12 protein-coding genes are annotated in these 11,393 nt (G+C 68.9%); all 12 read right to left on the bottom strand.

Annotation, left to right across the window (positions count from 1 at the left end):
- Positions 1-77: 77 nt before the first annotated feature.
- Positions 78-1,328, bottom strand: coding sequence for a hypothetical protein (locus tag FZN60_RS04540; RefSeq protein ID WP_158871548.1), 1,251 nt, complete (start codon positions 1,326-1,328; stop codon positions 78-80).
- A gap of 105 nt (positions 1,329-1,433) precedes the next feature.
- The gene (locus FZN60_RS04535) at positions 1,434-2,768 is read right to left on the bottom strand and encodes a hypothetical protein (protein WP_158871546.1); all 1,335 of its coding nucleotides are present in this window, start codon (positions 2,766-2,768) and stop codon (positions 1,434-1,436) included.
- The gene (locus FZN60_RS04530; protein ID WP_158871544.1) at positions 2,765-3,376 is read right to left on the bottom strand and encodes a tetratricopeptide repeat protein; all 612 of its coding nucleotides are present in this window, start codon (positions 3,374-3,376) and stop codon (positions 2,765-2,767) included. Before FZN60_RS04530 ends, FZN60_RS04535 begins: the two co-directional genes overlap by 4 nt.
- A gap of 41 nt (positions 3,377-3,417) precedes the next feature.
- Positions 3,418-3,924: a pathogenicity island protein gene (locus FZN60_RS04525; protein WP_158871542.1), complete on the bottom strand. Its 507-nt coding sequence runs from the start codon at positions 3,922-3,924 to the stop codon at positions 3,418-3,420.
- 73 nt (positions 3,925-3,997) lie between these two features.
- Positions 3,998-4,480 carry a type III secretion system chaperone gene (locus FZN60_RS04520; RefSeq protein WP_158871540.1) on the bottom strand — a complete coding sequence of 161 codons (483 nt, stop codon included), beginning with the start codon at positions 4,478-4,480 and terminating at the stop codon, positions 3,998-4,000.
- An 8-nt stretch (positions 4,481-4,488) separates the two neighbouring features.
- Positions 4,489-5,697, bottom strand: a complete 1,209-nt coding sequence (locus tag FZN60_RS04515; protein WP_158871538.1) for a hypothetical protein — start codon at positions 5,695-5,697, stop codon at positions 4,489-4,491.
- Between the two features lie 29 nt (positions 5,698-5,726).
- Positions 5,727-7,139 carry a type III secretion system translocon subunit SseC family protein gene (sctE, locus tag FZN60_RS04510; RefSeq protein ID WP_158871536.1) on the bottom strand — a complete coding sequence of 471 codons (1,413 nt, stop codon included), beginning with the start codon at positions 7,137-7,139 and terminating at the stop codon, positions 5,727-5,729.
- 171 nt (positions 7,140-7,310) lie between these two features.
- Positions 7,311-7,568 carry a hypothetical protein gene (locus tag FZN60_RS04505; protein ID WP_158871534.1) on the bottom strand — a complete coding sequence of 86 codons (258 nt, stop codon included), beginning with the start codon at positions 7,566-7,568 and terminating at the stop codon, positions 7,311-7,313.
- Positions 7,569-7,603: 35 nt separating this feature from the next.
- On the bottom strand, positions 7,604-8,173 hold the full coding sequence (locus tag FZN60_RS04500; RefSeq protein ID WP_158871532.1) for a tetratricopeptide repeat protein: 570 nt from the start codon (positions 8,171-8,173) through the stop codon (positions 7,604-7,606).
- Between the two features lie 97 nt (positions 8,174-8,270).
- Complete coding sequence (locus tag FZN60_RS04495) at positions 8,271-8,678, bottom strand: hypothetical protein (protein ID WP_158871530.1); 408 nt, start codon at positions 8,676-8,678, stop codon at positions 8,271-8,273.
- On the bottom strand, positions 8,675-9,058 hold the full coding sequence (gene sctX / locus FZN60_RS04490) for a type III secretion apparatus assembly protein SctX (RefSeq protein WP_158871528.1): 384 nt from the start codon (positions 9,056-9,058) through the stop codon (positions 8,675-8,677). Before sctX ends, FZN60_RS04495 begins: the two co-directional genes overlap by 4 nt.
- Before the next feature lie 13 nt (positions 9,059-9,071).
- Positions 9,072-11,390 (bottom strand): hypothetical protein, encoded by a 2,319-nt coding sequence (locus FZN60_RS04485; RefSeq protein ID WP_158871526.1) that lies wholly within the window; start codon positions 11,388-11,390, stop codon positions 9,072-9,074.
- Between the last annotated feature and the right edge of the window lie 3 nt (positions 11,391-11,393).

Here is an 11,393-nt window from a genome sequence, read left to right as displayed (position 1 = left end):
AAGGATACGCCCTTAGCCGTCAAAGACTTGCGATATCGGGCGGCAGGGTTGACGATGTGGCGCGGGGTCCACCCGCCTCAGGCGTCGATGCGCGTGCGCGCACGGCTCGGGGGCGCCGATGCCGCATCGCCGGAGGCGAGGCTGCCCGTCGAGGCGAGCACCGAGGCGATGTTGGCGAGTGCGGAGACGAGCGCGGCGGCAAGGGCCGCGAGGCGCTGCTCGCCGGCCTTCTCGTTCTCCTCGATGTTGCTCGCCCGCGCCTCGTCGACGGCCGACAGGCGCGCGGCGATCTGCTTCGACGTGTCGGCGATGTCGACGAAGGTGCGATCGATGCCGATGTCGCGCTCGGCCGCTTGGTTGTTCTCGCTCGTCGACGTCGCGGCATAGGCGGCCGCCGCGGCGCGAGCTACGGCGACCGCAATGGTGCTTGCCGTGTTCAGGGCGGTGCGGGCCGCTTGCTCGAGGGTCCGGCTGCTGGACGTGTTGCCCGCGAGCGTCGTCAGATCGGCCGCGACGGCCGGCACGCCTTGGGCCGCGAGCTGGCTGTAGACGCTGGGGAGGTTTTCCCGCGCCGTGCTGAGCCAGGAGCTGAGGCTCGCGATCAGGGTCCCGTTGCGCTCCTTCTCCGGCTTGGCCCTTTCGGCGTCCAGCAGCGCCTGGTTCCGTTCGATCGCCGAGAAGGTGTCGGCGAAGCCGGTCCGCGTTTCCGCGAGGGTCGTCCGAGCGGCGATCACGTCGTCGAGCTTGGCCTGGATGGACGCCTTGTCGGCCACGGTCGGCGCCGCCGCGAGATCGGCCCGGAGATCGGCGGCCCGCGCGTCGAGGCTGGCGATCCGCGCAGCCATGATCTGCAGGTCGATCTCCGCCCGCGCGGCATCGGACGTCGCGCCGCCGCGCTGGGCGATCAGCGGATCGGTCGCGGCGCGCAGGCTCGCTTCGGTCGCTTCGGCGCGCTGGCGCGTCGCGGTGGTGCGGTCCACGGTCGCGCCGAGCGGGGCGAGGTCGAACTGCGTCAGCTGGGCGGCGAGGCCGGCGAGCCTCGCGATCGCCTCGCTCTTGCGGGCCTCGTCCGTGGTCCGCTCGAGCGAGAGCGAGACCTGCGCGAGGAGGGCCGCGAGATCGCCGTTGGAGCGCGGCATCGGCAGGCCCAGCATCTCGTAGTTCGTGCCCGACCCCGCATTGGGGATCTGCCATTGCGGGCGCGGAAGGGCGGTCCTCTCCGCGGCCGGTGCACTGCCGGAGGCCGGGACCGCGGCGACCGCCTCGTCGAGCTGCTGTGACTGGAAGGGCACGAGCGGTTGCGGGGCGATGGTGATCGTGTTCGCCATGGAAGCGCTCCTGAGATGCGGCCGGTCGGGGACGAGGCTGCTGCGTTCCTCCGCTTGTAGCTGCTGGGCGGGCGGGGGCCTGTGCCGAAGATGACTGGGACGGGGTCAGCGGAGGAGGAGGCGCGAGCGGCCGTCGGCCGCTGCCAAGCGGCGCTCCTCGCTCATCTCCTCCGCAAGCGCGGCGATCTCGTCGGCCAGCGCGGTCATCGCGGCGCGAGCATTGGTCAGGATCGCGGCCAACGCCAGCATCAGGACCGAGCGGTTCTTCGCCGCGAGGATGCGGCGCATCATGCGGCGCAGATCCTTGGCGCGAACGCCGAGATTGGCGAGGTAGAGAAGCGTTTCCGCCTCGTCCTGCGTCAGCTTGGCCTCGCCGACGACGGAGAACACGAAGGCGCGCAGGGCCGCGGGTTCGATGGGGCGGGGCGGCGGCCAGCCGGGGATCATGGCGGCGTTGAGAATGAAGGACGCGATCACGCCGCCGCGTTCCGACATCGGCCCGATGCCGTCGCCGAGCGAAGCGGCGAGCGCGGCGGACAGGTCCGGCAGGCCCATCGCTCCTTCGAGGATCGCCCGCTCGATGCCGGGGGCCGCGACGCTGGTTGCGATCGGGGGGCTGGACGCGAGGGTGGGCTCAAACCCGTCGGCCGTCGCGTCCACGGCAGCGTCGGTTCGTGCAGCGAGGATGCCGGCCGGCTTGGCCGTCTGTTCCGCAGGCGCGGCCTCGCGCGTCAATTCGCCTCGAACCGAGATACTCGAATCATCGGCGCCTTCGCGCGCGAGACCGGCGGACGCATCGGCTGGAAGCGGCAGGTCACGCGGAGCCGTTGGGCCAGTCCACCGCGCTGCGATCGCTGGATGATCGGCCGCGGGACTGGAGGACAGATCGCCGGCCGCGGCAGCGATCGGCTGCTCGTCAACGGTCGTGGCCGATGGCTTGTCGGCGGGCGTCGTCGCGGGCCGTGGGGCACCGGGATGCGCGACGGGACGGCGGAAGATCGCGGCGAGGCTCGACTCGAAACCGGCACCGTCTGCGGCCGAGCCTCGGTCTTCGACGAAGCGGCCGTCCGCGCCCTCGGCGCTCGCCGCCTCCGAGAACCCGGCCGCCGGCTGCGGACCGAGCGTTTCCGGCTTCATCAGCCGGGCGATTTCCTCGGCCAGTGCCCGGCGCATGGCCTCCGCAGCGGGTTGCCGCAGGCCCACCAGCGTTCCCGAAGCAGGCCGGACCTGAGGGTCGGCGGCGACGTCCGAGAGGACCGGCGGGCGCTCTTCGCCGCGCGCGTGCGGCGCGTCCTCCCCGGTCGGAGCGTTGGCGGCCGCGCTCGTCGCGGACCCCGCTTGGGCCTCCGGTCCTCCGCCGATGTTGCGGGCGATCGCTTGGAGGAGCTCGACTTTCAGGCTCAGGGCGGTCAGGCCGAGGTTGAGGTCGAGGCCGGTCATCCGGCCGCTGCTTCCGGCCGGCGGCGGCGCAGCGCGAGCACCTGAGCGAAGCGGGCGGCTTCCGCGCTCATCGCGGCCGGCGTGTCGGCGCGCGCGCGGTTGCGGAAGTCCTCGAGATGCCGCGCGGCGGCCGCGTCGTCGCGGCAGGCCAGCGCGAGCTCGCAGAGGTGGAAGGTCGGAACCGCCCAGTCCGGCCGGAGCCGGGCGGCCGTGTCGAGCGCCAGCCGGGCCGCATCGACCCGTCCGAGCAGCCGCAAGCAGATGCCGAGGCCGACGAAAGCGTCTGCATTGCCGGGATCGGCAACGCAGAGCGCGCGAAACAACGGCTCGGCCTTTTCGGGATGGCCGACCGTGAACCAGCGATAGGCCCGCGCGTAGAGCGCTTCGAGGACCGGCGGCGTCAGGCCGAGCGCGGCGCCGAAGCCTTCACCCGCGTCGAGGGCCGCGAAGAAGCGCGTGGCGTCGACGCCGCTACCCGACAGCATCTCTTGGGCGAGCGAGGCGACGGTTCGCGCGTCCTCCGGCGGTAGGCGGAAGAGGCGGGCGAGCGCCTCGTTCCCGACGTGCGCTGTCTCATGTCCGGATGGATCGCCCGCGGCTTCGGCCATGACGATGCCCCCTTGCGGTGAAAAGCGCGGCAGATCCGCCTTCAGCTGGCCGTGTTCATGTCGAGGCGGGCGAGAAGCAGCGTCGCCTCGCGCTCGACCGCCGCATGGCTCGGTTGCCCGGCGGACAAGCGGCGGGCGTCCTCCAGATCCTCGCGCGCGGCGGCGAGATCGCTGATGCCGAGGCAGCCGCGCGCCGACAAGAGGTAGCCGCGCGGATCGCGGGGCGCGAGGACGATCAGGGCCGAGGCCGCCTGGATGGCGACGAGATGAGCGCCGACCATGCTCGCGCAGTTGGCGAGGCCGATCTGGAAATCGATGTTGGTCGGCTCGCAGAGCACCAGCACCCCATAGGCGCGCAGGGCCTCGGCATGGGCGCCGCGCTTCATGAGGTTGCGCGCGATGGTGAGGCCGATGCGCAGGTCGTCGCCGGTCAGCCCGAGCTCCCCCGCGATCTTTCCGGCGAGCAGCGCGCGCAGCGCCGCCTCGTCGTCGAGTTCGGGAGCGGGAGCCGGCTGGGGCTCGATCACGGCGTCTCTGAGTGAACTCACGGGCAGTCCCCGAAAACGAGAGAGCGGCAGACGAAAGCCCGGGCGCACTGGGGCCCGAGCGGACCGGCGGCGTTCATGGGCGGAAGATCATGACCGACTCCGGCGCCGGCGCCGCCTGGGACGAGGCGCGGGACGCTTGAGGGCCGGTGGAGCGGAACTCGGCGGCGTAGAATTCGACAACCCTGACGCTATCCTCGATCTTTTTGATGAGGCGATCAAGGTTTCCCGTACGATAGCGGTAAACCGACCGTACGGCGAGGATCTCGCGGCCGTCGGGCGCCCTCGCGAGGAAGACGCCGGCGTCGTTGTCGACGAGAAGGCCCGCATTGGTTTCCAGGATCCTGCGGATCTGCGCGGCGCGCGCCGGCCCTTCCGGGGCGAGGCGGCCGGCCGACCCGTCGATCAGCATCGATCCGCGGCCGGTATCCGAGAGATCGATGTTGACGCTCTCGACGCGCAGCCGGATCCGGCCCGGTTCGCTGGGCCGCGGGGCGCCGAGGCCGAGGCGGGACCAGACCCGCTCGACCGTCGATTCGAAGCCGTCCATCGTCGCCATGACCGGGCTCAACCGCGCGTGATGGCGCGCATCGCCTCGACTTCGGCGTCCTGCATTTCCTTGATGAAGTTGATGATCTGCTTCATCATCTCGTTCATCGCGTCCTGGATTTCCTTCTTTCCGTCCGCGACCTGCTTGGCGTATTCGGCGTCGGCCGCGTCGCGCGATCCCTCCGCCTCGGACTTCTTGGCGGTCGCCTGCATGGCGCTGTCGGCGGAGCCGCCGATGGTCTTCTGGATGCCGCCGATCGTCTCGATCGCCTGACCGAAGGTCATGACCATCTGGTTCTGCTTCTCGGCGAGGGTGAAGTTCTGGTCCCCCCTGGCCTTCATCGCCTCGGCTGCGCGGTATTGCTGCGCCTGCTCCGGCGTCATCTTGGCGAGCGCCGCATCCTTCTGGTTGAGCTTGGCGATCGCGTCGTCGGCGTCCGTGGCGGCGTTCTTCGGCGGCAGGTTGCCGGGCGTGCCGACGCCGTCAGGCGTCTTGGCCCCGCCGATGGAACCGGCGTCCTTCGGCTTGGGGCCGACCTGCGTCACCTTCACGCTGACGTCGACATCGACCGATCCGCCCTTGGCGGCCTGCGTCGACTTCGTCGTCTGGGAGGATGTTCCGGCCGAGTCGAGGAGGCCGTCCATCGTCTTCTGGGCGGCGGCGCTCTGCTTGGCGGCCGAATTCATCTGCACGAGGCCCTTGGCCTGGCCGGCAAAGGAGGCGGCCGAGCCGGCAAAGGCCAGGGCGCCGCCGACAGCGCCGAGAACGGCGTTGGTGATGGCGCCCGCCATCATCTCGGTGGCGGCCTTTTCCTGCTGTCCCGCCTGGTTCATCATCTCGGCCTGCGCCGCCTGACGGGCGAGAACGCGGTCGTTGAGGGCCTGCTGGCGCTGGTCGCCCGCGAACTCGATCATGACGCGGGCGAGGAACTTGGCGATGTCGCCGGTGTAGGGCAGGGGCGTCGTTTCGGTGGCGGCGAACTTCTGGGCCGCCGCGGTGAACTTGTCGAAGAGTTCCTTGCGCTGGCCGGGCAAGGCGACGTCGGTCGGCGACAGGTCGGCGATCGCCTCGAGGAAGTGCTTGTCGCCGACGGCGTCGGGGATCTGGTCGAGGCGGGCCTTGACCTCGGTCTGGACCGCTTCGGCGAGGGGCTTGTCGACCTTCAGTTCGTTGTTGGCACCGAAGAAGGAGGTCGGGACGAAATTCGGATTGATCGTGTTGGTCATCGCGGCGATACCTCGAAAATGGGGGCGGCTCAGCCGCGGAACTGGGCGCGGGACAGCGTGTTGCTGCGGTCCTGAACAGCCTCGACGATCGAGTCGAGGACGGCGTTGAAGCGGTCGCCCGAGGCCATGAGGCGCGAGAGCGCCTGGTCGATCATGTCGTCCAGCATCTCCATCATGGCCTCGTCCTGCTTGGCGCTGGCCTGAAGACGCTTGGCGTCGGCGGAGGTCTCGGTGGCCTTGTAGCGCTCGGCGAGCGAGCCCATGTCGATCGCGGTCGAGGTCATCTGGCCGACGTCCTCCGCCGCGCCGATCCCGGACTTGGCCGTTTGCAGCGTCTTGGTGGCCTGCTCGGCGCTGGTGCCCATCCGGGTGGCGAGGCTGTTGATCGCCTTGTCCGAAAGCTTGCCCCAGAAGCCGCCGATCTTCTGCGCTGCCTGGGCCGAATCCTCGGCGACGTTGACGAAGTCGGCCGCGGAGTCGGCCGACTTCGCGAGCTTGGAAGCCGTGCCCGCGATTCCCGCGATGCTCTGCGCCCCGTCCGCTGTCTTGGCGACGGTGGAAGCCGCGTTGCCGGCGGTCGAGGCCGACGAAACGGCCGCCCGGCCGAACTGGATGGCGGTCGACCCGGCTTCCTTGATGGCGTTGGCGATGTTCTTGATGCCGTTGATCATGTCCTTGCCGCCGGTGGCAAGAGCGAGCGCGATGCCGATCACCGCCATGGAGATGCGGAAGCCCATGTCGGCCTTGCCGGCGCGCTCCTTCATCTCGGCTTCGGTGAGCGGGGGCACGTTCTCGCCCCGGGCGTTGGCGGCCTTGTCGGCCATCATCTGGAAGTTGCCGGCGATTCCCATGCCGGTCGCCATCTGGATCGTCGAGTCGATCGCCATGGTGATCGCGACGACGGCCGCTGCGACGAGCGCGACGCCGATCGCGGCCGTGACGCCGAGGGCGATCATGATTCCGCCGACGGCCGCGGACAAAACGGCTCCGAGCCATTCGAAGGCGAGCTTGATCTTGTCGAAGAGGTTGGCGCTGTTCTTCTTTTCTTGCGCCTCGGCCAGTTTCTTCTGGGCTTCCTCCAGCTTGGCCTCCTTCTCCTTGGCCTGCGCCTTCTTGGCCTCCATGTCGGTGTTGATCTTCGACTTCTGCGTGGTCGCTTCCGTGTCGCGCATCGACACGGCCACCTGGACGAGAAGAACCGAGGTGTCGACGCTCTGACCGCCGGTCGACATGAAGACCTGGAGGCTCAGGCGGGCGTTGGCGCCGGGGGCGCCGGACTGACCGGCCTGGCCGGGCGCGTCCGGCACGTTGCCGCCGCCGTTGACGCCGCTGCCGACGCTCTTGCCGCCCTTGACGTCGCCCGTCTGGCCGGAACCCTGGCTGCGCATGAGCGCGTCGGTCAGGATGCGGTCGGAATTCGAAGTGTTGATCGCGCTGCACATAGGACCGGGCCCTTTCGTCGGCTGTTGGTTGCAGACTAGCCCAAGCTTTCCGAGCTCCTGTCCCGTTCGTGACAGCCAAGCTCTTCCGCGCCGATGAAGACCCCGAAATGCAAAGAGGCCGCCGGCGGGGAGCCTGCGGCCTCTCGAATGGGGCGCGACGGGATGCGCGGCTCAGCCGCGGAACTGGGCGCGCGGCAGCGTGTTGCCGCGGTCCTGAACGGCCTCGACGATGGTGTCGAAGACGGCATCGAAACGGCCGCGCGGGGCCATCAGTCGTGAGAGCGCCTGATCGATCATGTCGTCCAGCATCTGCATCATGGCCTCGTTCTGCTCGGCGCCCGCTTCGAGGCGCTCGGCGTCGGCCCGCGTGCTGGTTTCCTCGAACTTCCCGGCGGTGCGCGCCGCGTCGATGCCTGCCGAAGCCAGCATCGACGGGGAATGCGGAGCGAGGCGCTCCGCCTGCCTCAGGACGTCTGCGGAAGCGGCGCGGCCGCGACGTCGGGGTGGGCGAGAAGGGTCTCGGCCTCGGCGAGGTTGCCGGGCTGGCCCTTGCCTTCCGCGGCGAAGAGCTTCGCCATCTCCAGCGTCGCGCGCGCCTCCGAGAATTCGCCGGCCGCGATCAGGCACTCGCCGACGCGCAGGTAGCCCATCGGGTTGGTGGCATCGAGCGCCAGGAACTGCGTGTACATGAAGGCGGCCTTCTGCAGCTCGCCGCGCATCTGGCAGATGACGCCGAGCGCGTAGAGCGCCGGCTCCATCAGCGGATCGTACTGGTTGAGGCGCAACAGGACGTCGGTGGCCTTTTCCAGCTCGCCGACCTGGATGAGGCGGCAGCCGAGGTCGAGAAGCGCCTGCTTCTGCTCCTTCGTGATGCCGAGCGCGTCGCCGAGCGACGTGCCGTCGGCCGTCAGCTCCAGGATCCGCCGGGTCTTGGGGTCCAGCTCCGGCAGGGCCGCGGCCGTCATCTGTGCGGCATAGACGATCGCGTCCGGCAGGTGATCGGGATTGCCCAGGGGATGGTCCAGGATCGACATCGGATGGCCTTTCGGGAATCGCACCGCTTGTTCTCGAAGGCAGGATGGCGCGGGCTCGCCGCGGGCCCTGTCTCGAACGTGACAGCGCCCCCGGCTTCTATTCGGACGCGTCCGGGCCGGCCTCGCCGTGGCGCATGTAGGAATCGAGGGCGTCGCGGACGCGGCCCGTCTCGCCGATCTCGTGGAGGCAGCGGAGCTTGAGGTAGCGGCGCATGCGCTGGCGCTCGGTGAGGCGATAATCGCCGAAGCGCTCCAGGGGATCGACGCGGTCGAGCTCGCGCAAGGCCTCGAGCGCTTCGGCATGGGCGCCGGCCGCATAGCGCAGAACCGCGCGGGCGAGATGGACCTCCGCCGTATCGTCGCCGAGGCGGTTGAGCGCCTCGGCGAGGATCGACGCCTTGGTCACGTAGCCGTGCCGCAGGTAGACGAAGATGTTGAGCAGCAGGAAGTCGCGCGAGCGGCGATCGAGCGGCGAGGCAGCCGCCACGGACAAGCGGTCGCTCATCCGCGCAGCAGCATCGCGAGGGCGGTGCGCACTTCGTCGTCGAGGCGCTGGTCGGCGGCGATGACCTCGGCGGCGGCGGAGAAGACCGCGCTGTCCTCGTGGTCGTGCGCCGAGGCCGCGGCACGGCGAAAGAGGCTGCCGAGCTCGTCGCGCGTGCGGGCGAGGGCGGCGGGCTCGAGCAGCGAGGGATCGAGGCCGGACGGCTCCAGAAGGTTCGGCAGCCGCTCGTCGAGCGAGGGGCGCTGAAGGATGGCGTCGAGGGCGCGCTCCTGCGGCAGGAAGGCCGGCGCGACCTTGCCCTCGGCCGGCAGGTGGACCTCGTCCGCGGCCTGCCAGTGGGTGACCTGCTCGACGCCGACGTCGAGGTTCTTGATGCGCATCCCGGTCGGCCCCTCAGCCAGCCCGGGCGATGTTGTTGATCATCTCGCTCATCTTCGACAGAGCGCTGTTGGCCAGCTCGAAGTGCCGGTTGCGCTGTTTGTCCGTGGAGTTGATCTCGTTCATCTTGATCTGGCTGTTCTGGTTGATGATCGTCACCGTCTCGGACAGGCGGGTGCCGAAGCCCTGCCACTGCGGATGAGTGAAGGTGTTGAGGTTATAGTTGTCGTTGCTGCCGCCGCCGCCGAGATTGGTGTCGGTGTAGTTGAACTGCGAGATCGTGTTGTGCAGCGGCCGGTCGATCTTGCGCAGGATTTCGAGCGGGTGCTTCTGGAATTTGCCGAGCTCGGTCTCGAACATGGATATGATCTTGCGTTGATCGTCCGAGAAGTTGCTTTGGTCGTTCCGAAGGTCGTCGACGCCCTTGCCGAGGATATACTTGCCGTCTTCGTCGGTCTTGCCGAATCGCGACAGCGTCTCGTTCACGATGTCCTGCATCTTGGCATAGGTCTGGAGCAGGGCGTTCTGCTGGCTGACCTCCTCCGTCTCCATCACGACCTCGGCCTCGAGCTGGATGTTGTAGAGGCTCTGCAGGCGGAAGACGAGCTCGGGCACGTCCAGCCGGCGGCCGTAGAGGGCGCCGTCGTTGGAGGCGACGCGCGATCGTTCCTGCATCGTTTCGGCGAGCCGCTTTTCCTGCGCGATGAAGACCTGGTAGCCCTTGGCGATCGTCTTGTTGTCGTCGAGGCTGATGACGTCCTTGTACATCGTCGCGTTGGTGGCGGGAACGCCCATGAAGCCGGTGACCGGGGTCTGGATAGCCACGTCGCAGAAGGCATAGGCGCGGTCGAAGCGATCCTTCAAAGCCTTGAGTCGATTCGTGATTTCGGCCGGTGAAACGATCGCCATCGTGCTCAGCTGAGTCGTGAGGACGTCGATCTGGCTGGTGAAGTAGCTGCGATGCTCCGCCGTCGGCAGTCGCTCCCGTTTTTCCCACGAATAGCTTGCGGGATTGGTTGCCGGCGTGACTGCCGTCGGTCCGACGTAATAGATGTTGGCAGCCCGATCCTCGGCGGTTTGCGGGTTGGTTTGGGAGAGGGTGACGATCCGCCCCTGGAGCTCTCCCGGGGACTTGGTCGAGATCTTGGAGTTGATGAACGCTTTCAGGTTGCTCGCCGCCACGTCCGGCGCGACGGCATCGCCCGATGGACTGGTGAGGTCGGTGATCCTTGCTCCGCTCGTGTCCTTCGCCTTGAGGCCGACTTGGTTGGCGACGGCGGCGAAGCCCGGCAGCGTCGCGATCGCCGTCTGATCGGCCAGGGACATCTTGGCGAAGGCCGCCTTGTCGAGGCTGGAGAGGATGTAGAGCTGGGTCTTGTCGGTTTGCGACACCATCGCCGCCAGCACGGGCGTCGCGGAGCCCGCCGGAATCACCAGCCGCGTCGGGTCGCCCGAGCCGTGCAGCTTGACGAATTCGAGCTGATAGCCGGAATGCCAGGTCACGAAGTCCTTCATGAAGGCTTGCGCCTGGGCTTCCGTCGTCAGCCGGCCCGGGTTCGTATAGAAGCCCTTCTGCTCGGCGTCCGGGCGGAGAGGCCGCGGGTCGGCCGGGTCGTTCGTTTCCTTGTAGATGCTCTTCGGCCGATCGGCCGCGTCGAGCGTGTGCTTTTCACCGTCGATCGTCGGAAACAGCTTGTCGGCCTGGTCGCGAACGGTCTGCGAGGGCATGCCGTCCGTGGAGCCGTTGAGGTGGTAGTAGGGGATCCCGGCCGAGCCGCCGGTCGCGGCCGAATTGCCGTAGACTGGACCCGACTCCATCACGATGTCGTCCACCACGCCGACGAGGAGGGTGCCCTGGTTGGTCGCGCTGCCGATGGTCGTCGAGCCGCCGATCGCGCCGAACCCGTTTGCCTGCGCGTAGCGCAGCCGCTCCTCGCGCGTCCAGGACAGGAAGGAGCTCGGCGGAAGGGAGGCGGGCGGCAGGCTGAAATCCGTCGGGCGGCTGACCATCCCGGTCTCGGCGGTGACGTCCCGAAAGGTGAAGCCGTCGGCCGCCCCGTTGAGGAACTTCGCCGTCTTCATCGTCAGAGTCAGGGCCGGCTCGCCGCTGCGCTTCACATCCAGCGGGCGGGAGGTGACGGCAGTGCCCAGCGTCAGGGGGGAGCCGTGCCGGGTGAGGTAGGCGTCCTGCTTCTCCAGCGTCCAGGAGCGGAAGGTGTCGGGCAGGAGACTGGCGGGCGCGACGGCGAGGTCCTCGTTCTTCGCCGGCACCGTGCCGAGTTGGCCCGAAGCGAGCGTCGTCATGCCCGTCCACGAATTCGAGATGGTGCTCATGCC

Source organism: Antarcticirhabdus aurantiaca (assembly GCF_009765365.1).
Taxonomy (GTDB): Bacteria; Pseudomonadota; Alphaproteobacteria; order Rhizobiales; family Rhizobiaceae; genus Antarcticirhabdus; species Antarcticirhabdus aurantiaca.
Note: the sequence above shows the minus strand (reverse complement) of the source record. Positions and strands in the feature narration are given on the sequence as shown.